Origin of the sequence: Pelagibius litoralis (assembly GCF_011683915.1) — a bacterium.
Lineage (GTDB): Bacteria > Pseudomonadota > Alphaproteobacteria > Kiloniellales > Kiloniellaceae > Pelagibius > Pelagibius litoralis.
Genome location: NZ_JAAQPH010000015.1, coordinates 96,019 through 117,171, shown reverse-complemented (window position 1 = coordinate 117,171; position 21,153 = coordinate 96,019). Strand labels below are relative to the sequence as shown.

General features: G+C 63.4%; 20 protein-coding genes. 7 read left to right on the top strand and 13 right to left on the bottom strand.

Features of this window, described 5'->3' with window-relative positions; genetic code table 11:
- Positions 1-28 precede the first annotated feature (28 nt).
- Complete coding sequence (locus tag HBA54_RS18910) at positions 29-838, top strand: helix-turn-helix domain-containing protein (RefSeq protein WP_167227515.1); 810 nt, start codon at positions 29-31, stop codon at positions 836-838.
- 13 nt (positions 839-851) lie between these two features.
- Here HBA54_RS18910 and HBA54_RS18905 read toward each other — a convergent pair whose 3' ends face one another.
- The 5 genes from HBA54_RS18905 to HBA54_RS18885 form a co-directional block, all read right to left on the bottom strand.
- Complete coding sequence (locus tag HBA54_RS18905) at positions 852-1,307, bottom strand: hypothetical protein (protein WP_167227513.1); 456 nt, start codon at positions 1,305-1,307, stop codon at positions 852-854.
- 35 nt (positions 1,308-1,342) lie between these two features.
- Positions 1,343-2,446 (bottom strand): S-methyl-5-thioribose-1-phosphate isomerase, encoded by a 1,104-nt coding sequence (mtnA, locus tag HBA54_RS18900; protein ID WP_167227511.1) that lies wholly within the window; start codon positions 2,444-2,446, stop codon positions 1,343-1,345.
- Between the two features lie 70 nt (positions 2,447-2,516).
- A complete protein-coding gene (locus HBA54_RS18895) occupies positions 2,517-3,215 on the bottom strand; it encodes an MIP/aquaporin family protein (protein WP_205944757.1) in 699 nt (232 codons plus the stop codon).
- Positions 3,216-3,233: 18 nt separating this feature from the next.
- Positions 3,234-3,743 (bottom strand): arsenate reductase ArsC, encoded by a 510-nt coding sequence (locus HBA54_RS18890; RefSeq protein ID WP_167227508.1) that lies wholly within the window; start codon positions 3,741-3,743, stop codon positions 3,234-3,236.
- 86 nt (positions 3,744-3,829) lie between these two features.
- Complete coding sequence (locus HBA54_RS18885) at positions 3,830-4,189, bottom strand: ArsR/SmtB family transcription factor (RefSeq protein WP_167227505.1); 360 nt, start codon at positions 4,187-4,189, stop codon at positions 3,830-3,832.
- 88 nt (positions 4,190-4,277) lie between these two features.
- Here HBA54_RS18885 and HBA54_RS18880 point away from each other — a divergent pair, with 88 nt between their 5' ends.
- Both HBA54_RS18880 and HBA54_RS18875 read left to right on the top strand, forming a co-directional pair.
- Complete coding sequence (locus tag HBA54_RS18880) at positions 4,278-4,460, top strand: hypothetical protein (RefSeq protein ID WP_167227503.1); 183 nt, start codon at positions 4,278-4,280, stop codon at positions 4,458-4,460.
- Positions 4,457-5,344, top strand: a complete 888-nt coding sequence (locus HBA54_RS18875) for a TIGR01459 family HAD-type hydrolase (protein WP_167227501.1) — start codon at positions 4,457-4,459, stop codon at positions 5,342-5,344. Before HBA54_RS18880 ends, HBA54_RS18875 begins: the two co-directional genes overlap by 4 nt.
- A 31-nt stretch (positions 5,345-5,375) precedes the next feature.
- Here the strand turns inward: HBA54_RS18875 and HBA54_RS18870 are convergent, their stop codons facing one another.
- From HBA54_RS18870 to bhcR, 6 genes are all read right to left on the bottom strand, one after another.
- Entirely contained in the window at positions 5,376-5,957 is a 582-nt protein-coding gene (locus tag HBA54_RS18870; protein ID WP_167227499.1) for a hypothetical protein, read from the bottom strand.
- A 119-nt stretch (positions 5,958-6,076) separates the two neighbouring features.
- Positions 6,077-7,531, bottom strand: a complete 1,455-nt coding sequence (locus tag HBA54_RS18865; RefSeq protein ID WP_167227497.1) for a gluzincin family metallopeptidase — start codon at positions 7,529-7,531, stop codon at positions 6,077-6,079.
- Between the two features lie 43 nt (positions 7,532-7,574).
- Positions 7,575-8,945, bottom strand: a complete 1,371-nt coding sequence (locus tag HBA54_RS18860) for a TfuA-like protein (protein ID WP_167227495.1) — start codon at positions 8,943-8,945, stop codon at positions 7,575-7,577.
- A gap of 26 nt (positions 8,946-8,971) precedes the next feature.
- Positions 8,972-10,252, bottom strand: a complete 1,281-nt coding sequence (locus HBA54_RS18855) for a YcaO-like family protein (protein ID WP_167227493.1) — start codon at positions 10,250-10,252, stop codon at positions 8,972-8,974.
- 8 nt (positions 10,253-10,260) lie between these two features.
- Entirely contained in the window at positions 10,261-13,608 is a 3,348-nt protein-coding gene (locus tag HBA54_RS18850; RefSeq protein ID WP_167227491.1) for an ATP-binding protein, read from the bottom strand.
- A gap of 389 nt (positions 13,609-13,997) precedes the next feature.
- Positions 13,998-14,846, bottom strand: coding sequence for an HTH-type transcriptional regulator BhcR (bhcR, locus tag HBA54_RS18845; RefSeq protein ID WP_167227489.1), 849 nt, complete (start codon positions 14,844-14,846; stop codon positions 13,998-14,000).
- A 292-nt stretch (positions 14,847-15,138) separates the two neighbouring features.
- On the opposite strand from bhcR, the gene gcl reads away from it, so the two are divergent.
- Genes gcl through HBA54_RS18830 form a run of 3 tightly spaced genes read left to right on the top strand, consistent with a single transcriptional unit; the run spans position 15,139 to position 18,751 of the window.
- Positions 15,139-16,965 (top strand): glyoxylate carboligase, encoded by a 1,827-nt coding sequence (gene gcl, locus HBA54_RS18840; protein WP_167227487.1) that lies wholly within the window; start codon positions 15,139-15,141, stop codon positions 16,963-16,965.
- Positions 16,966-16,997: 32 nt separating this feature from the next.
- Complete coding sequence (gene otnI / locus HBA54_RS18835; protein ID WP_167227485.1) at positions 16,998-17,795, top strand: 2-oxo-tetronate isomerase; 798 nt, start codon at positions 16,998-17,000, stop codon at positions 17,793-17,795.
- A 41-nt stretch (positions 17,796-17,836) separates the two neighbouring features.
- Positions 17,837-18,751, top strand: coding sequence for a 2-hydroxy-3-oxopropionate reductase (locus HBA54_RS18830; protein WP_167227483.1), 915 nt, complete (start codon positions 17,837-17,839; stop codon positions 18,749-18,751).
- 281 nt (positions 18,752-19,032) lie between these two features.
- Here the strand turns inward: HBA54_RS18830 and HBA54_RS18825 are convergent, their stop codons facing one another.
- Positions 19,033-19,680 (bottom strand): FecR family protein, encoded by a 648-nt coding sequence (locus HBA54_RS18825; protein WP_167227481.1) that lies wholly within the window; start codon positions 19,678-19,680, stop codon positions 19,033-19,035.
- Between the two features lie 201 nt (positions 19,681-19,881).
- Positions 19,882-20,547, bottom strand: a complete 666-nt coding sequence (locus HBA54_RS18820) for a trimeric intracellular cation channel family protein (RefSeq protein WP_167227479.1) — start codon at positions 20,545-20,547, stop codon at positions 19,882-19,884.
- 235 nt (positions 20,548-20,782) lie between these two features.
- On the opposite strand from HBA54_RS18820, the gene HBA54_RS18815 reads away from it, so the two are divergent.
- The gene (locus HBA54_RS18815; protein ID WP_167227477.1) at positions 20,783-21,112 is read left to right on the top strand and encodes a hypothetical protein; all 330 of its coding nucleotides are present in this window, start codon (positions 20,783-20,785) and stop codon (positions 21,110-21,112) included.
- Positions 21,113-21,153 lie beyond the last annotated feature (41 nt).

The window sequence follows — 21,153 nt, the reverse complement described above, 5'->3', positions numbered from 1 at the left end:
GTTTGGCCAGACTGCGGGAATGAACCTGATGACCACCCTGAGCCGCAGCGAGAGCTTTCCCCAGCGTCTGAAGGCCTGGCGGCAGTCGCGGCGCATCTCCCAGCTGGAGCTGTCGCTGCGCTGCGACGTCTCCCAGCGCCACCTTTCCTTCCTCGAATCCGGCCGGGCGCGGCCCAGCGAGGGCATGGTGCTGTCCCTCGGCCAGGCCCTGGAAATTCCCCTGCGCGAACGCAACGCCCTGTTGCTGGCCGCGGGCTTTGCACCACGCTACCGGGAAAGCGATCTGTCGGAGCCGGAAATGGCGGCCGTGACCAAGGCACTGGACCACCTGCTGCAGAAGCACGAACCCTATCCGGCGGTGGTCATCGACCATCTGGCGAATCTGCAGCGGGCCAACGAAGGGGCGGGGCGGCTGATGGCGCTTCTCATGGCTAATGCCCAGTCCGATCTGGCCACCGGCGGCCGCCCGAACCTGATGCACGCGCTCTTCAGTCCCGACGGCTTACGGCCCTACATCCGGGATTGGGAGAAGGTCGCCCACTTCCTGCTCTGCCGCCTGCGGGCGGAATCGATCGCCAGCGGCGAGCCACAGGACATTGTCGACCTGATCGCGGCGCTCAACACCTATCCCGATGTGCCGCAGCATTGCCCGCTGGAGACCGCCCACGAATGGCGCGCGCCGGTGCTCACCACGGTCTTCGAGAAGGACGGCCACCGCCTGAGTTTCTTCACCACCATCACCACCCTGGGCACGCCCTTCGACGTGACCCTGCAGGAGGTGCGGGTCGAACACTTCTTCCCGGCGGATGAGGAGACCGAGGCGTTCTTTCGAAACTAGCCGATAGACTGAGTCAGTCGATCAAACCGGCCTTTTTAAGAACTGGTTCCATAACCACGAACTTCTGCATCGCAGGCTCACGGCAAGAGTCTTGTACGATCACCGGTTTCCAACGAAGCGTAATGCCCTTCGGGTCAAAGAAGCCGCCGCCATCCCGCAAGGCGACGACTAGGTCTTTACCTACTTCAACCTTGAAGCTATCCAGATCTTTAGGAACACCAAACGTGCTGTTGGCCCAAACAGCCCTCCAGGCCCGCTCTCTGAGGCCTCGATATGTTTGTGTAACCGCAAAGCTCACAAGGCCATAGTGGCCCACAACTTCATAGTCGACCACGGTTCCGCGAAACAGAGTGTATCCTTCTTGCAGATAAGCCTCGCTAAACGGCTTCTCTGGCTCATATGGCCATCCGACGGTGCAGGCTGTCGCGGGATGAACCAACGCTCCAACTGCTCCCGTCGCAAGCAACAACAGTGCATTTCTTCGGCCGATATGAGACCTCACGGTCAGCCTCTCCCCACCCGCTCTGGAAACAGGGCCGCCAGACCCTCCGGCGAGGGCTCGGCGACGCCGCGTTCGGTGATCAGTCCGGTGACGTAGCGCCGCGGCGTCACGTCGAAGGCGTAGTTCGCCACCGGGCTGCCGTCGGGCGTGATGGTCACGGTCTCGATGGCACCCGCCGCCGTGCGCCCGGTCATCCGGGAGACCTCCTCGCCGCTGCGCTGTTCGATGGGGATTTCCTTCACGCCGTCGTGTACCGTCCAGTCGATGGTCGGCGACGGCAGCGCGACGTAGAAAGGCACGCCGTTGTCGTGGGCGGCCAGGGCCTTCAGGTAGGTGCCGATCTTGTTGCAGACGTCGCCGGAGGCCGTGGTGCGGTCGGTGCCGACGATGCAGAGGTCGACCTGGCCGTGCTGCATCAGATGGCCGCCGACGTTATCGGCGATCACCGTGTGCGGCACGCCGTGATGGCCCAGCTCCCAGGCGGTGAGCGAGGCACCCTGGTTGCGCGGCCGCGTCTCGTCGGCCCAGACGTGAACCGGAATGCCGTCTTCGAAGGCCATATACATCGGCGCAGTCGCCGTGCCCCAGTCGACGGTCGCCAGCCAGCCGGCGTTACAGTGGGTCAGAATGTTCACCGGCTCGCCCGCCGGTTTCTTCGCCGCGATTTCCTGAATGAGCTTAAGGCCGTGGCGGCCGATGGAGCGACAGATCTCCACGTCTTCATCGCAGATTTCCGCCGCACGCCTGTAGGCCGCTTCAAGGCGCTCGCCGCGCGGGCGGTTGCGCAGGGCCTCGCGCATCTCGTCCAGGGCCCAGCGCAGGTTTACCGCCGTCGGCCGCGTTTCGATCAGCAGGTCGCGGGCGCGGTCGATGGCCTCGTCACTGTCGTCTTCGCGCAGAGCGAGGCAAACGCCGTAGGCCGCCGTGGCGCCGATCAGGGGCGCACCGCGCACCAGCATCGCCTTGATGGCATGGGCCGCATCGGCGACGGTCTTCAGGGTCACGGTTTCGAAGCGGTGCGGCATCCTAGTCTGGTCGATGATCTCGACCGACCAACCGTCGCCGTTGACCCAGATGGTTCTGTATGGCTTGCCGTCGACCTTCATAACTGTCCCTCGTGCCTCAGGATGTCAGGGCCGGCATCCTAAAGCGCAAAACCGGAGAGAACCAGTGGGCCTATTCGGCAGCCCGTTCCGCGGCCCGGGATGCCGCGGCCCGGGGCGCCAGCAGCCAGCCGAAAACCAGGGTTGCCGCCACGGCCGCCAGCAGCTGGGCGACGATGAAGCCCGGTGCATCCAGCGGCCTGATGCCGGAGAAGGTATCGGTGAAGCTGCGCGCGATGGTAACGGCGGGATTGGCAAAGGAGGTCGAGGCCGTGAACCAATAACCGGCGGTGATGTAGAGCCCTACCGCAAAGGGCACGGCCTCAACCCGGAACCTGACGCAGCCGAGAATGGTGGCCAGCAGACCGAAGGTGGCGACGAACTCCGCCAGCCACTGCGCAGGCCCCGTGCGCAGCTTCGCGGAGGCCTGGAACAGCGGTTCTTCGAACATGGCATGGGCGATCAGCATGCCGGCCAGCGCCCCGGCAATCTGCACCGCCACATAAAGCAGGGCGACACGCTTTTCCAGCTTGCCCTGCATCACGAAGGAAAGCGTGACCGCCGGGTTGAAATGGGCGCCGGAAAGCGGCCCGAAAATCAGGATCAAGACCACCAGGATCGCGCCGGTGGCGATGGTGTTGCCGAGGAGGGCGATGGCGGTATTCCCACCGGCCAGGCTCTCACCCATGATGCCGGAGCCGACTACCACGGCCAGCAGAAAAGCGGTGCCGAGGGCTTCTGCGGCGAGACGGCGGGCAAGATCCTGGTTCACGACATCAGGCCTTTCGCGTCAAGCGGACTCTGAAAAGGAAGCCGCCATCTCGTCCAGGCGCTTCTGCAGGCTGAGCTTATCGAGAGCGCTCATGGGCAGGTTCACGAAAATCTCCGCCCGCTTGTGAATCTGCCCGTAGACATCGGCGAAGACCTGGCGCTTCTGCGCTTCGGAACCCTCGGCTGCCGCGGGATCGCGGAAAGGCCAGTGGGCCCGCATCGGCGCGCCCGGCCAGAGCGGACAGGCCTCGCCCGCCGCGTTGTCGCAGACGGTGAAGACGAAATCCATCCGGGGCGCGCCCTCGCCCGCGAAAACATCCCAGGACTTGCTGGCCAGATGATCGACCGGGTGATTGAGGCTCTTCAACAGATCGATCGCATAGGGGTGAACCCGGCCGGCCGGATGGCTGCCGGCGCTGTAGGCCTTGAACCGACCGGCGCCCACCCGGTTGAGAATCGATTCCGCCATGATGCTGCGGGCGGAATTGCCGGTGCAAAGAATGAGGACGTTGTAAACCCTGTCAGTCATGCCGCCTTTGTTCATGTCTGCCTTTGCTCCTGAGTTATCGCAACAGGTGAACGTTTTGCCGCCTCCAGGGCCCCTCGCCACCGATCTCACGCTGCCGGCGCTGGCTTGTCCCGCCTGCCAGCTGCCACCAGCGATCCCGCAAGACCGGCGCAGATTTCCGGGCGGCCACCGCAGCAGTCCGCCAACAGGAAGTCCACAAGCCCACGCATGCCGGCAAAATCCGCCGCATAGATGATCTGACGGCTGCGCCTTTGCGAGACCAGCAGGCCCGCCCGCTCCAACTGGGCCAGATGAAACGAGAGGGTGGCCGGCTGAACCTCCAGCCGCTCAGCCAGGACGCCCGCCGCAAGCCCGGCCGGCCCTTCGCGAACCAGAAGGCGGAAAACCGCCAGCCGGGTCGACTGAGCAAGCGCGGCCAGCGCCTGTATCGATCTGTTCTCATCCATATTTTCATAATTGTCAAAATATCAAAATATGGCAAGCCCTGATGATAAGCTTTATTGAAGGGCAGACAGAGGGGGATCGCGGCGTGTCATGCTGCCGGAAGGTCTACAGCCCCTGAGGTTTCACGTTCTTTGCCTTGAAGCTAACGCCGGTGCTTTGCAGAAATATGACACCCGGGTCAAAACCAGCCCTACCAACGCCGGCCAGCCCGGCGACCGCACCAGCCGCCGCAACCTTTTGATGCAGAACAAGAAAGCGATGAGACTGTTATGAAGCCTGTCTTGCTGGAGGGCCTCAGCGCGGCCGCGCCGCGGTTTGATGTCTTTGCCTTGGACCAATACGGCGTCCTGCACAACGGAACAGAACTCTATCCCGCCGTGCTGGACTGCCTTGCGGCACTGCGCGATGCAGGTAAGCGGGTCTTCATCCTCTCAAACTCCGGTAAGCGTAAAGAATCCAACGCGGCGCGCCTTACCACGCTCGGCATTCCGCCCGAACTCTATGAAGACTTCGTGACGTCGGGCGAAGTAGCGCGCGCATTTCTCGGCGACGCCCCGGACGAATTGCGCGGTGAAGGCGGCAACAGCGGGAAGCCACTGCGCTGCCTGGCCCTTGGGGGCGCTGCAGAACGGGCGCTGTTGGACGGCCTGGACATTGATCTGGTCGACGATGTTTCGCAGGCCGATTTCATGCTGTTGGCAAGTTTCGGCGAAATGCCGCCGGCCGCCGACGAATTCCTGTCGATCCTGATACAGGCCGGCAACAAGGGACTGACGCTGGTCTGCGCCAACCCCGATGTCACCGGTATTACGGCTGACGGCCTGCAGCCGGCGCCGGGAGCCCTGGCGGCAAGCTATGAGGAAGCCGGCGGCAGGGTGCTCTATGTCGGCAAGCCCCATCCCCTGGTGTACCGTTCGATACTGGAGGCCATCGCGCCGACCCCCGCCGACCGAGTCCTCGCAATCGGCGACTCGCTGGCTCACGACGTCGCCGGGGCTGCCGGCGTCGGCATGGCCAGCGCCCTCATCCTGCAGGGTATCCACTGTGATGACCTGGGCAGCCCCGACGACGGGCCGAATTTCGAGAACCGCCTGGCGCGCCTCACCCGCCACTACCAGGCCACGCCTGGGTTCCTGTTGCGCAGCCTTGCCTGGTAGAGGCTTCTCCTAAGCCGGCGTCCGCCGCTGTTTACCCTTTGAAGCGGCTGCGCATGGCCATGTCGGCCCTGGCCGTCATATCCGCCCGCGACGTCATATCCGCCCGCGCGCCCATGTCGGCCCGGGTGGTAAACTCACCAGCCGTCATGTTGCTGGTATTGCCGATCGCCGCATCGAGAAGAATCTCTTCCATCCAGCCGCTGACGATGTCGATGCGCACCGAGAAATCCACCTTGTCATAGGACCACATTTTCACGCCTTCGAGAAAACGCTCGTCCTTCATCTCGATGCCGGTATCGGCAACGCTCGTCGGCTCTTTGATGTCAACGCCGGGCCCATGGACCAGGAAGACATAAGGCGCCTGAAGCTTGTAATAGCTGCCTTCGAAAGAAAACCCATAGATCCGCGCCAAACCCGGCTTCAGCTCCGGATCGAGCTTATCCGTCAGCGGGTTTTTGTTGAACGGCCGCTTGTCGTCATTGAACGCCCCCAGCCCCTCCTCATCGATCTTCAACCCGCGGAAGACCCTTCCAAAGAGCCTCACTTGCGATGAAGCCAGAAGTGTTTCGTCAAAGATCGACACGTCTCCACGTTTGTCATTGTCATCGGCCATTAATTTCCCCTCCTCCAGAATAAACTAAGCATCTGCTGTGTAAAAGAATCCAATCGCCCAGCTTGCTGCGCCCCTTCGGCGATCATAGCGGCAACCTGCAAGGCAGCAAGTGAGCTTGCTCACATTCCCAACCTGAAACTGTGGTCAAACATGCGATACACGCGCTCGTAAGAATCAACACCTTCTGGCACGCCTGCCTGCGCGTCCGACAGGTTCCTCCGCCGACGTTGGATCCATTGCCAACGCACGAGGTAAGGCGCCGATGCAGGCGGCGGAGAATCTTCAACCGGGCGCCCGCCACCCCCAACATTGATGCCCGGAACATTGATGCCGGGAACATCGATACCGCGGGCAAGAAAGTCGCGCGCAAAGGCTTCCAGATTATGCCCCTGCCCCAACTCGGCCATCGCATCGAGGTAGGTTCCCGCCACATCGGCAAAGCTGAGGTTATTGGGATCAAGCCGTCGCCAGGTGCGCGCCAGAGCAAGGCCAACGATGTCGCGCGCTTCGTTCAGTGCGTCCAGAAAAGCCGGGCGATGCAGCGCGAGGCTGTTGGACGAGGCGGCCTGGAAGCCCTCCAGGCTGCCGGCCACCGCCTCGCGGTCCCAGCCGCGGGGGTCGAGACCGCCGGCGATGAGCCCGCGCTGCGCCAGCCCATCCTGATAGATTTCAATAAGGGAATCGAAGATCGCGCCGGTCAGCGGCTGCGCCAGGTGATGCCCGTTGCGGCCCTGGCCGGTCGGATCGATCCATTCTCCATCGGGTGCAAGCTGCAGATCCGCGAGATCCGCCATGACCGCAGAATTGCTGGCGACGCGGATCTGTTCGCTGTCGGACAACTCGCCAATCCGGTTGAGAAAATTCAGGACATAGAGGTTGCCGCCGGTCCGATCGATCAGATCGTCGGTGATGCTCTCGAAGTGCAATGTGGAGAGCAATGCAACCATGTCCGACATCGATTCGTGGAAAGCCAGGAACTGCGGGGTCAGACCGGCAGAGCTGGGGATCCCCAGTTCGGAGAACAGCAGGGTATGACCGACCTCATGGGCCAGCACATCGAAATTCAATGCAAAGGGTTGGTACTCGCCATGGCGATTGATCCGCCCGCCGGTCTCGATGAATCCGATACCCGCATGCGCATTGTCCCAGGCAACCTGCGGCACCAGTTCCACAAGGAAACCGTCGCGCGGATCGTACCAATCGACCATCTTGCCGAAGTAGCTCTCCCAGATGTCCAGAACGAAACGGACGGAGCCGTACATATGCGCAGAGAGAAACTGCCGGCTGTCCAAGGGAATGTGATCGAAGTGGCCATCGCGATTCGGAACGGCCGGCGGGAAGACAGCGCCCTGGAAGGGCGGCATGTCCGGAAAGGCGTAGGGCTCCGGCTTGTCGATCGGATCGACAACCCGCATGGCGCCATCGAAGGGACCGGCCCCGATGGTGCCCGGGCGCGGCGAGACCAGAACGGTTTCCGGTTCCGCAAAGCCCTCAAGATCGGGCATCTGCGGAAAGAGGCGAAAGCGGGTACCACCCGCCACACCGTCCAATCGCAAGTGCCTATCGGTCAGCATCACCATCCCCCAGGCTCACAGGCTCCATCGTCCGCACACCGCGTCACGGCTCCGCATCCCCCGCCGAAAGCCGGCGGGCGTAACGATACTCGCGCGCCAGCGCCTCCACAAAGCTATCAAAGGTGGCAAACCCAAGCTCTTCGGAGACTGCGCGTGGATCATGCGGCGCAGCCTTGCCAAGGTGTTCCTCAAAAAACCAGTCCACCAGAAACGCCGGCGTCAGTGAATCAATTCCCCGTGATTCGTCATCCGCCTCGCTCTCGGCTTTGCTGACGGCGCGCCGCGCCAAAGCTTCATAGCGACTTTCGCTACGCAAAATGTCAAGCAAGAAGGCGTCCAACCCTGAAGCGGCACTGGTGGCCTGCTGCTCGATGAGCGCTTCGGTTTCGATCAGCCGGTCAAGACCGGCACGGTCGAGGTCGTTGACCCGCGCCCAGGTCTCCAGTGCATCGCGCGACCACAGCCCCATGCGCCGGCGCAGGCGGTTGAGTGCGGCACGCCGTTCCACATCGCCCGGCGCGTCCATGGCTTTGCCTGAGAGGCAGGCATAGCGCAAGGCGGCCAAGGGACGGAGTTCGGCAAAGAGCGGCGGGTTCAGCCGCAGCTCGTCCAACACCCGGTTTTCCGCCGCCGTCACCTTGCCGGCAGCAGCACCATAACCGCTTGAGCGATCATGGCTTGCTTCGATGAACTGCGCCCAAAGCGTCGTACGCTCGAAAACGAAGACACAGTCCTTCGCTTTGTTGTCATCTGCTTTGTTGTCATCGGTTGGTTTCTCCCGCGCCAGAATGCCGAGAAGTGCCTTGGCATCGTCGCGTTTCTGTTCGACGCGCCCGCCCGGCAGCCAGGCCTGCAGGGCCTCGCAGAGCGAAGACGGGGCATCGAGACCGGCGAGAACATCCGGAAGGTCTGCCACGCTGCGCTCCCGATAGAAGCGTTGCTTGAAAGCTGAGACCAGCCGGTCGCGGAAGGCCTCGTCGATCACGCCTTCTTCAGCCGCCCGCGCAAAGGTGGACCGCAGATCGACCATGGCATCGGAAAGCGCGGGAAAGCCCAGTTCCGGCGGACCGTGAATGACGGCAACTTCGTCGTCGTCCTCGAAAACGTCATTGGCGTAGGGGGGATAGATGCCATCCCGGAAAGCCTCAAAGACCCGACCCACGCCGCGCATGCCAAAGCGCTCCAGCTCGGCCGCCCGCAGGGCCCCCATGCTGGCCGCCCCGAAAACAGCGATCCCCTGATCCAGTGCCCAGAGGATTTCCTTGTGCCAGACCGAGGGCACTTCCTGGAAGTAGCCGTCGATGATGGCAATGGCGCTCGGCCGTTTCTCCCGCACGATCCGGTAGACATCGCCCTGACGAACCGGGGGGTGAAAATCTGCTGAAAGCAGCGCTTCCGCGTCTTGTCGCGGCATACTGGGGCCGAGGAAAACCGCCGGTCTCATACCTCAGGCCGCCAAGTCGGCAGCGTCAAACCGCGGGCCCTTGCCCTGTTCCCGGGCCGGTAGTCGCTGCCCTCACCCTGATAAGCCCCTTCCAGGCCCGAAACCACAACCCGGGCCACCGGAATGCCGACCTCGGGCTTGCTGAGATCAACGGAGACCACCTGATCCATTCCCAGGGCCGCGAGGCGTGCCAGAACGGCGCCGAGATCCTCGTCAATGGTCTGTCCGGCGAGGTTGGGGGTATCTGCGAAGCTGCGGCGCGGCGGGTCGGACAGCCAAAGCTGTGCCGTGCGGTTGCGGGCCAGCTTGGCGGCAGAATCGTAGCTCTCCGGCACATAGTCGTCGCGTGACCCGGCAATCCGCGTGGTGCGCGACTGGGCGGCTTCCGTCAGCGCCCGCAGCAACGCCACTTCCCGGTCGGGATGACAGCCCGCCCCCAGTTCCGCCTCGACCGCCGTGTCGCTGGGTTCGGCCACCGCACAACAGAACACCGGTACACCGGTATCGGCGGTCACATCCCAGAGGCCGACGTTCAGTCCGGCATCGCGATAGCGCGCCAGGAGCGACTGCGCGGCTGAGCTTTCAACCGTCGCCGGGTCCAGCTTGCTGGCCGCGCGCACGGCATCGCCGCCGAGGCGCCAAAGGCTGAGGGCATCGCGCTCAATCAACTCGCAGAGCGCGTGGAGCTGGGCTTCCTCCAGCGAATTGCCGGAGGCCAGGCCGTTGGTGTTGGCAGGAAAGGCAAAACTGCCGGGCGGCTGCGGCAAAGTGAAATCGGTGGAGACCAGTTCCAGGGGCACCCAGAGGGAAGCGTCCCGACCGGTGCCGAGCCTCTCACCCTCAATCCAAAGAATGCGGCGCTCCGAATGAAACGCGCCCAGGGCCGAGTACGGCAGGCCCGACACATCGATGACCGCATGCCTCTCGCCGAGTTCGTTCAACGAAGCCATCTTGATCGGCGCCGTAATGTTCTCCGCGTGATAGGTTTCCGCCGCCTCCATAAAGGCGGAGACCTTCGCCTCTTCTGCCGTCAGGCCCTTGCCCTGGGAGACGGCAACCGAGCGCGACAGCGGCCGGCTGGCCATATACACCGGGATGCCGATGCTATCGAGCCCCGTTACGTTGGCCAGACGGGTGATACCCATCTGCGCCGCCAAAGGCAGAACCCGGGCCAGCGTGTCCGCCGGCCGCCGGCAGCGATGGGTACCGCCGCGGTAAATCTTGGCCGAACCCGGTGCCGCCGTACCCTCGACCTCATTTCGCCGGCTCGGTTCCACGCCTGCCCTCACCTGCTGTTGCGTCCGCGCGCCGTCGCCAGAAGAGCCGTCGCAGCGGCATAGTCGGCCGTACCGGCCATCGCCTCCAGCCCGACCAGGCGCGGCTCCAGGGTCTCGCGGGCAACATCGCTCAAGCCCTGTCCTCTCAGCAGGCCCGCCAGGCTGGTCGCGGCCCGCAAGGCCAGGGTCCGCGCGCCCTGCTCGGTGGAAAGATCGAGCGCGCCTTGATAAGCCGCAATGGCCGGTTCCGGGTCATTGGGCATCCGCAGCTGCAGCAAATATCCGATGCGCCGGCGCAGCTCCGGCGCCCAGATCCGCAATCCCATGGCCTCGAACTTCGCCTGCACCGCCGTCGTCTCTTCAAGGGCCTCGTCGATGCGGCCGTTGAGGGCCAGCACTTCGGCGAACATGTCGTAGTAGACCGGAAAGTCTTCTTCGGTGCCGATGGCGATCTGGCGCTCCAGGCCCTCGCGGATTTCGCTCAGCCCCTTTGACGGATCGCCAAGCCTGGCATGGGCCCAGCCGCAAAAGACCAAAGCCTTGGCGCGATGATCGGAAAACCCCTGGTCCTCGGCAAAGGCGATCATTTCCTGGGCGATGCGCAGAACCTCGACCGCATCGCGCCGATAGAGGCGATGCATGATGTTGATGTCCTTCAGATGCATCCAGCTGCCGCCGTGGCCCAAGGCCTCCATCCAGCGCTGCGCCAGACGCTCGGACTCCATCGCCTCCTCCGGCTTGCCCAGCAGCCAGTAAACCAGGGAGCGCTCGCCGTGGCCGCAGACCTTGGCGTCGTGGTTGCCGTAGAGGGTGGCGTGGGTGCGGTAGTCGCCCTTCTCGTAGAGCGCCAGGCCGCTGGAGATGTGATCCATGCAGCCATGAAAATCGCCGCTGTTGAAGTGCGAAGCCCACTGGCAGTGATGGGCCTGCAGCATCAGCTCCTCATCGTTACGTGCCTGCGCCCGCCCCAACAACTCATCGGCGCGCTGGCTCATCTCGTTGAAGTCGCGCGAGCGGCGCCACCAGCCCCAGTAGACCGGGAAGTGATCGCGGGATTCAGGCAGGCTGCGGCACAGCTCGTAACCCTGACTGTAGATTTCCTCCACCTCGCTTGACCCCGGGCCATGCAAAGCGATCAGGGCCGGGCCCAGGTGGATCAGCAACTGCAGCCGCAGCGCCTTGGCCTCCTTGCTGTCCGACAGTTCGTCCAGCGCATCCAGGCCGCGGCGCAGGTGGTGAACCGCCTCGACGATTGCCGACTGGGCCAGGCTGAGCCGACCAGCCCGAAGCCAGAGCCGCACGGCCTCCTCATGCAAACCGGCGGCGCTGACGTGATGGGCCAAGAGATCGGGGCGTTCTTCTTCGATGCGCGCGCGCAGCTTGCGCAGGCCCTGAGCCGTTTCGGCGTGCAGCCGTTGGCGTTCCTCGCGCAGCAAAGAAGCGTAGGCCGCTTCCTGCACCAGGCCGTGTTTGAAGACGAAGTTTTCCTTGCCGCGCTGGTCGACTTCGCGAAGCACCAGACCGGCATCCGACAGGGTAACGAGTGCCGCATCCAGATGCGCCGGATCAAAACCGCCGACCGTGGAAATCAGTTCGCGCGAGAAGGAACGTCCCAGCACTGCGCCGACACGAGCGACAACCTTTGCCGGACCGACCCGGTCGAGCCGTTCCATCAGCGAATCGTGAAGCGAGATCGGCACCCGCGAAGCCTCTTTGCGCGAACGGCTCTTGCCCCTGATCGACCGTTCGAAATCGAGCTCTATCACCGACTTGGTGAGCTCCTCGACAAACAAAGGAACCCCGTCGGCCTTTTCCGCGATCTCACCCACCAGCGCTTTCGACAGGGCGGTTCCCTGGGCGAGGCTGGCAATCAGCGCCTGGGTATCCTTGGCCGGCAGGCGCCCGAGTTCCAACTGCGTCACATGGGCCAGTGCCTCCCAGGGGGCATGAAAACCGCTGCGCGAGGTGACCAGAACCTGCGCACGCTTGTCAGCGATCGAATGGATAACCCGGTCCAGCAGTTCGATAGACGTCGGGTCGAGCCATTGAAAATCGTCAACGACGACAACGACAGGCTGTATCCGGCTGAGCACGGCGAAATAGTCGACGATCGCCTGCAGGGTCCGTTCGCGATTCTGCTTGGCAGCGCTCTGCGACTGGGGATTGTCGATCGAAACCGGGGTCAGCAGCTTGGCGAAGATCTCGACCCGCGCCTCGCGCTCCGCACCCTCGCCCTGCACGATGGCCGCCAGCTTCTCGCGAACCACCACCGGCCCGTCGCCATGGTCGATACCGGCGATCAGGCGAAACCGTTGGATGATCGGGTGCAGCGGCGAATCCTGGTTGTAGGGCGTCGCCTGGTAGATCTGAATCGTGGCTTCCTGCTCGACCCCCCGCAGGAATTGATGGGTCAGGCGTGACTTGCCAATACCAGGCTCTCCGGAGATTACCAGCACCCGCCCCCGCGCGTCCTGCACCTGCTGCCACTGCGCGCGCAGCAGGTCGAGCGGCTCGCTGCGGTCGGCGAAGGACGTCTGGGTCCAGCGTCCGAAATTCACATCGGTGCGATCCCCTCTGTGCTCACCCAGCACGCGCCAGGTCCGCACCGGCTCGCTGATGCCGTGAAACTCGCGGCTTCCCATGTCCTCGAAGTCGAAAGCATCCTGGGTCAGGCGATAGGTCACGTCGGCCACCACGATCTCGTTCGGCCCGGCAACCCCCTGAACCCTGGCCGCCAGATTGGGCGCCACACCAATCGCCGGCTGTTCGACGGCGGCACCGCCACCGATCAGGTCGCCGACGATCACCACACCGGAGGCGATGCCGATGCGCACCGCCAACTGCGTGTCCGCCGGCATTTCAAGGGCGCCGATCCCCTCGGTGATGCTGAGAGCCGCGTGCAGGGCATGAGCCGGCGCATCCTCATGGGCCATCGGGTAGCCGAAATAGGCCAGGATGCCGTCGCCGACGTAACGCGCGATGAAGCCCTCATGGGTTCCGATGATAGAGGCGCAGTAGGTCTGATAGCGCCGCACCACCTCCAGGAGGTCTTCTGCCTCCAAACGCTCTGAGAGCACGGTGGAACCGACAATGTCGCAGAACATCACCGTCAGGTGGCGACGCTCGGCAGGCACTCTTTCGATTTTTGCGCCGACGCTGCTTTGGGAATCCTCTTCGGCGCCGCCAAGCGCCTGTGCGGCCCGCAGCAGACGCTTGCGCTGGCCCAAGGTCAGGCCGAGTTGACGCAGATCCTCCTCACTGAGATCCGGCACGATCTCAAGATCGACGTCGTTCTCTTCAAAAGTATCGGCGAGGCCCCCAAGACCGATTGCCGTCAGCCAACGACGAATGGCCATCGCAACCTTCCCTTTCCCCCAACGGCCCGGCCCGATAGCCGACGCGCAACCTTACACAGCTTGCCCGGCTGCCTCTGCCGGGACTGTGACCATCGTGTGGCATGACCACGGACGCTGCCTTGTCGGAAAACCGCAAGGACATCGGCCGCAGAGGCCAGCAAGGTGAATTCTTCGACCAAAATCTGCATCCCCAAGTGCCTCTATACTACTCCGCAGAGAATGGCGTCGACGTGTTTTCTCTCACATTCCTTTTGGTTGCATTTCGGCGCAGCTTATCCGCCTCGCGAATCGCCTGCAGGCCGGCATGTCCGCCATTGCAAAGGCAGGGAGGATTGCCCGCTCAGGTTACCGAAAGCCAGGGGAAACCGGCCATAGAGGCCTGGCGGCCATCAGGCCAGGGCGCCCCCGGAGGCACGGGGTACGATGCCGCCGATCTGCTCGGTGATCTGCTCGGCGGCCTGAACCACCTTGGCCCCCAGTTCGCCCAGGCGGGTTTCGGTTACGCGCACGCTTGGACCGGAGATCGAGATTCCAGCAATCACTTCGCTGTGCTCGTTATGGATGGTTGCAGCGACGCAACGCATACCAATGGTATGCTCTTCGTCGTCCAGCCCCCAGCCGCGCTGGCGGATCTGCTGCAACTGCTGGCGCAACACCGCCGGATCGACGATGGTGTGATCGGTAAAGCGCTGCATGCCCTTCTTATGAAGGAAATCGCGCAGTTCCTCCTCCTTCATTTCCGCCAGCATGGCTTTGCCGACAGCAGAGGAATGCATCGGCGCGCGGCGCCCCGGCCGAAAAAAGGCGCGCATCGGCGCATGGCTTTCGAACTGGGTCACGTAAACCAACTCGCCCTTGTCCTCGACCGCCAGATTGATGGTCTCACCGACGTCTTCCATCAGGCGCCGCATCACCGGACGGCCAAGTGAGACGATCTTGCGCGACCGCAGAAAGGCGTTGCCGACATTGAAAGCGCCGACCCCGACAACCCAGACACCATATTCCTCGTCGAAATCCGCGAAGCGGCGTTGCTGCAGCGTGGTGAGCAAACGGTGCGTCGTTGAGGGAGCAAGCCCCACTGACTGGGAGAGGTCGGTCAGGTTCATACCGTCGGCCTCGGCCAGGCGCTCCAGGATCGAAATGGCGCGATCAAGGGACTGAACCTGCCCACCCTGAGCCGCCGGCTTGCGCAGAGGGCCTTTCGCCGTGTCGCGCGTCCGTGCTGCCGTTCTCGCCATTCTCAAGACTCCACCAGTTTCAAATCACAGGCCCCCTGTGTGGAGGCAGCATAGGGACGAAGAGGCCGTCATGTAAGCCAGAAAGGTCCTCAAAAAGCCCGGATCGGTCGAATTTTGGTATGTGGTTCCGCAAAACATAGCCCTGATACCAGCAAAAAAAGCCCAGAAACATTGGCACGAATAAATTGTTTTCCACAATGCGGAATAGTTTTCCATTTTTATTGACTCTGAAATCGTAGACCCTATGTTGGATCAACAGATAAACGCGAAAAGCAAAGAAGGGAGCCGGGCCATGCCCAAGATGACTGCCGCCGAAGCCGCCGTCCGCGTCATGGAGAAAGAGGGCATCAAGGCCGCTTTCGGGGTTCCGGGCGCGGCGATCAACCCGCTCTATGCCGCGCTGCGTGAGCGCCAGTCCATCGACCATGTGCTGGCGCGCCACGTCGAAGGCGCCTCACACATGGCCGAGGGCTACACCCGCGCCAAGGCCGGAAACATCGGGGTGTGCATTGGCACCTCCGGGCCCGCCGGCACCGACATGATCACCGGGCTCTACTCCGCCTCGGCCGATTCGATCCCGATCCTCTGCATCACCGGTCAGGCGCCGCGCGCCAGGCTGAACAAAGAGGATTTCCAGGCCGTCGACATCGAAAGCATCGCCAAGCCGGTCACCAAGTGGGCGGTCACGGTGCAGGAACCGGCCTTGGTGCCGCGGGTCTTCCAGCAGGCCTTTCATCTGATGCGTTCGGGCCGGCCCGGCCCGGTTCTCATCGACCTGCCGGTCGACGTGCAGATGGCCGAGATCGAGTTCGACGACGACACCTACGAGCCCCTTGCGCTCTACAAGCCCGCCGCATCGCGCCGCCAGATCGAAAAGGCGCTGACCATGCTGAACGACGCGGAAAAACCGCTGATCGTCGCCGGCGGCGGCGTCATCAACGCCGATGCCTCGGACCTGCTGGTCGATTTCGCCGAGATCACCGGCATTCCGGTCATCCCCACCCTGATGGGCTGGGGCTCGATCCCCGACGACCACCCGCTGATGGCGGGCATGGTGGGCCTGCAGACCAGCCACCGCTACGGCAACGCCACCTTCCTGCAGTCCGACTTCGTGCTCGGCATCGGCAACCGCTGGGCCAACCGCCATACCGGTTCCATCGACGTCTACACCAAGGATCGCAAGTTCGTGCACGTGGACATCGAACCGACCCAGATCGGCCGCGTCTTCATGCCCGACTACGGCATCGTCTCCGACGCCAAGGCGGCGCTGGAGCTCTTCGTCGAGGTCGCGCGGGAGTGGCAGGCCGCCGGCAAGCTGAAAGACCGCAGCGCCTGGGCCGGCGACTGCCAGCACCGCAAGCAGCATATGCTGCGCAAAACCCACTTCGACGCGGTACCCTTAAAGCCGCAACGGGTCTATGAGGAAATGAAGGAGGTCTTCGGGCGCGACACCTGCTACGTCACCACCATCGGCCTGTCGCAGATCGCCGCGGCGCAGTTCCTCAACGTCTACCACCCGCGCAATTGGATCAACTGCGGCCAGGCCGGCCCCTTGGGCTGGACCATGCCGGCGGCGCTCGGCGTGCGCAAAGCCGACCCGGAGCGCGAGATCGTCGCTATTTCGGGCGACTACGATTTCCAGTTCATGATCGAAGAGCTGGCCGTCGGCGCCCAGTTCAAGCTGCCCTACATCCACGTGGTGGTGAACAACTCCTACCTTGGCCTGATCCGCCAGTCGCAGCGCGGCTTCGATATGGACTACAACGTGCAGCTCTCGTTCCAGAACGTGAACGCGCCCGAACTGGGCGACTACGGCGTCGACCACGTCGCGGTGGCCGAGGGGCTGGGCTGCAAGGCGATCCGCGTGAAGAGCCCCAACGAATTCAAGGAGGCCTTCGCGGAGGCCCATCGATTGATGGCCGAATTCCAGGTGCCGGTTGTGGTAGAGTTCATCCTGGAGCGCGTGACCAACGTGTCCATGGGCACCGAGCTGGACGCGGTGAACGAGTTCGAAGAAATTCTCTGCCTCGACCCCTCGCTGGGGACCGACGGCGTGCCGATCACCCGGGAGAACGCCGGGATCGACGAAGATATCAGCGAACTGGAGCCCGCCGTTTAGGCTGCGCCCGGACTTTCAGGAGGACCCATATCATGCCCAAGTTTGCCGCCAACCTGTCCATGCTCTACGGCGAGCATGACTTCCTCGACCGCTTCGCCGCCGCCGCGAAGGACGGTTTCCAGGCCGTCGAGTACCTCTTTCCCTATGGTTTTGAGAAAGACGTTCTGGTCGAGAACCTGAAAAGCAACCGCCTGACCCAGGTGCTGCACAACATGCCCCCAGGCGACTGGGACGCGGGTGAGCGCGGCCTGGCCTGCCTGCCGGACCGGGTCGGGGAATTCCAGGACAGCGTCGGCACGGCAATCGATTACGCCCAGGCGCTGGGCTGCGGGCAACTGCACACCATGGCGGGCCTGCGCCCGGCGGGCGCCGACCCTGAGCAGCTTGACGAAACCTATGTCGAAAACCTGCGCTTCGCCGCGGCGAAAACCAAGGAAGCGGGTATCAAGTTGCTGATTGAAGCGATCAACACCATCGACATGCCCGGCTTCTATCTGAACACCTCGGCGCAGGCGCTTGCGGTGATCGACTCTGTCGGCTCGGACAACCTCTACTTCCAGTACGACATCTATCATATGCAGATCATGGAGGGGGATCTGGTGCGCACCATCGAGGCGAACCTCGACAGGATCCCGCACCTGCAGCTGGCAGACACGCCGGGTCGGCACGAGCCGGGCACGGGGGAGATCAATTATCCCTTCGTCTTCGACGCGCTGGACCGCATGGGCTACAAAGGCTGGATCGGCTGCGAGTACAAACCCAAAGCCGGCACCTCCGAAGGTCTCGGCTGGCTGCGCCCCTATCTGGCGGCTACCGCTGCCGCCGAATAAATTCGGCACGGCGAAGAACGACAAAAAAAGGAACGGAAGACATGGCAAAAATCGGATTCATCGGCCTGGGTATCATGGGCGCGCCCATGACCGGACACCTCATCGACGGCGGGCACGAAGTCTTCAGCACCGTCAACCGCACTCCGGCGCCGGCCGAGTTGCTGGAGAAGGGCCTGACCATCCTCGACTCGCCGAAGGCCGTGGCTGAGGCCGCCGAAATCGTCATCATCATGGTGCCCGACACGCCCCAGGTCGAAACCGTGCTGTTCGGGGAGAACGGCGTGGCCGAGGGTCTGGGCGCCGGCAAACTGGTGATCGACATGAGCTCGATCTCGCCCATCGAGACCAAGGTCTTTGCCGCGAAGATCGCCGCTCTGGGCAGCGACTATCTCGACGCGCCGGTTTCCGGCGGCGAGGTCGGCGCCAAGGCCGCCTCCCTCACCATCATGGTCGGCGGCAGCGAGGCCGCCTTCGCCAAGGCGACGCCGGTTTTCGAACTGATGGGCAAAAACATCACCCTGGTCGGGCCAAGCGGCGCCGGGCAGACCACCAAGGTCGCCAACCAGATCATCGTCGCGCTCACCATCGAAGCCGTCGGCGAAGCGCTGGTCTTCGCCTCCAAGGCCGGTGCCGACCCGGCCAAGGTGCGCCAGGCCCTGATGGGCGGCCTCGCGACCTCGCGCATTCTGGAGATCCACGGCGAGCGTATGATCAAGCGCACCTTCGACCCCGGCTTCCGCATCGAGCTGCACCAGAAGGACCTGAACCTCGCCCTCCAAGGGGCGAAAGCCTTGGGCGTCGCGCTGCCCAACACCGCAACGGCACAGGAGCTGTTCAACACCTGCAAGGCCAACGGCGGCGCCGGCTGGGACCACTCCGCCATGGTGAAGGCCCTGGAGCTGATGGCCGCCCACCCGGTGGCTGAGGACGAGGCTGCTTCAGCGGCGGCGGAGTAACGCCTAGACCGAAAACACCGAAGGCCCGCCGGTTGGTTCCGGTGGGCCTTTTTCTTTTCGGGCGGCAGTCATGTCCGCGTTCTCAATTCTGGCAGACGCTCAACTCTGAAACCAGAACGGCACCGAAGTGCCAGAAGCGGATAAATCACCTTTAGGCGCTGTCAGGTCGGTCGTCCTGCAGCACCAAGATCAGATCGATAAGGCCTCGTCGTCTCGACCGTTTACCTAGCCGAGAACCTCACAAGGCCGCCGCATGCCTATAAGGCGGCTCACGTCGATCATTAGAACGCTAAGGCGGCCTCAGCCTCGGCCGCTTCCTCCTCGGTCCATTGCCGGACGGGCGTTGGCGCGGCAATGCGGGTGAGAGGCAGAAAAGTGCCTTCACCCGGCTCGTCAAGCACCACGGATCCGGCCGGCGAGGTCACCTCGATTGTGCCTTCAGTGATCTGAAATCCGTAATGCGGCTGACCGGGCGGCATGCCCACGGTAAGTTCGCCACCGAGGAACACGGTGCCCCGGATGCCGATGGTCGCCACCGGTGTCGTGACGGAGACGCGGAGCGGCGTCAGTTTGCCAATCTGGCCAGTGGCAAAGCGGAACACGCCCTGAGCAACGTCTAGCGCCTGGTTGGAGTCGCTGCCGGGTGCATAGATGAATTGGTCGATGGTGATACGTGCATCCTGGCTCAAGGTGAGCATCGACTGGTCGTCGAAACGGATTTGTAGCCGCGCACCCGGGCCGGTGCGGATCTCATCACCAACATAGACGCGAGCGCCCTGCACCAGATCGACGGTGCCATCGGCTGCACTGCGGCTGGCCGTGCCCTTCTGACGTTCGACTTGACCGGCCACTTGCTGTGCCTGCACCGGCAGCGCAGCCAGCGGGACAACCAAGAGCAGGCAGGTGAAGAAATTGAGACGATGTTTCATAGAGTGTTTCCCCATGTAGCCCGCCGTTCAAGAAATTATCTTGAGCCGGTCGCAGCGGAGGCGCAACCGGCGTTTCGCCACGGCTCAAACTCTTAAGCCATGGCTCTAACTCTTAAGTGCAGAGAGGCTCAACATGAGCCGCTCTTGTTTGAGCTTGATCGGCCGTTAGATGCACCTCCGTCCACGCCGGCCCTCGCCCTCCTACTTCCGCAGATCCTCGATCTCCTTGAGGGTGCGGCCGGGGCGGTGGCGGTAGGCGGGCATTGACCAGTTGTAGGTGATGGCAAGGCCGCGCACGGTAAAGGTGACGAGAACGCCGGCCGCACCGGCGAGCAGCGCCGGCAACGCCAGTTCGGCCAGGATGACGTAGGTGCAGGCGCCGAGCCCCGAGGCGGTCACGTAAATCTCGCGCCGCAGGATCACCGAGGGCTCGTTGCCGATGAGGTCGCGGACGATCCCGCCCACGGTGCCGGTGACCACGCCCATGGCCACCGCGACCAGCGCGCCGGTGCCGTTGTCCAGGCCCTTGGCGGTGCCGGCCACGGTCACCAGGGCGAGGCCCAGGGCATCGAACCACAACAGCAGCCGGTAGCGCGATTCCATCAGGTGCGCGGTGAAGTGCACGACCCCCGCCGTGACCAGACAGGCGATGATGTGGTGGGGCGCGACCATCCAGAACACCGGCACGTCGAGCAGCAGGTCGCGAACCGTGCCGCCGCCGACACCGGTCAAGACCGCGAGCCACATGAAGCCGACCATATCGAGGCGCTTGCGCGAGGCGACCAGGGCGCCTGAAACGGCGAAGACGATCACCGCGAGAATGTCGATGGTCAGCACCAGTTGGGGCGGCGCTTCGATTTCAAGCATGTCAGACCTGCCTTCTACGACCTTTAATGGATGCCGTCCCGCTGCGGACGGCTGAAACCCATGCTAATCGAAATGTGCAGGCGGGCGCCACAAGGCACAACGGCCAGCGTCGACAGACCTCGCCTATTGATTACGTAACGAATTCTTAGGAAACATCGCTGTATTACGGCGGCGCAGTCGCCAATCAAGTTGGCGCCGATGTGGGTCGGCGCACAACCAAGATGGAGACGATTCCATGAAGATTCTATCCATGACTGTCGCTGCCTTTGCCCTGTTCGCTATCGCCGGTGCACAAGTGCCGGGCTTTGCCGACACAGCCGGCGACCAGCAGATCGCCCAGACCAAAAAGAAGAGCATGAAAAAGGTGGTGGTCCGGAACCGGGGCGAGGTAAAGCGCGCTTTCGGTCTCGCGACCCGGCCGGGAACAGCGGCAGTCGATCTTACTTGTTCGCCCGCCTCGGCGACGCACTGCATCGAAGATTTCACAACCGCCTGCGACAAAGCCGAGGGCGGCCTGAGCCAAGGGCCCGACGGGATCACCTGCTCGTTCCCAGACGCCGACTAGATCACAGTCCTGACTCGGCGGAGAGGTGTTTCTTAAGCGCC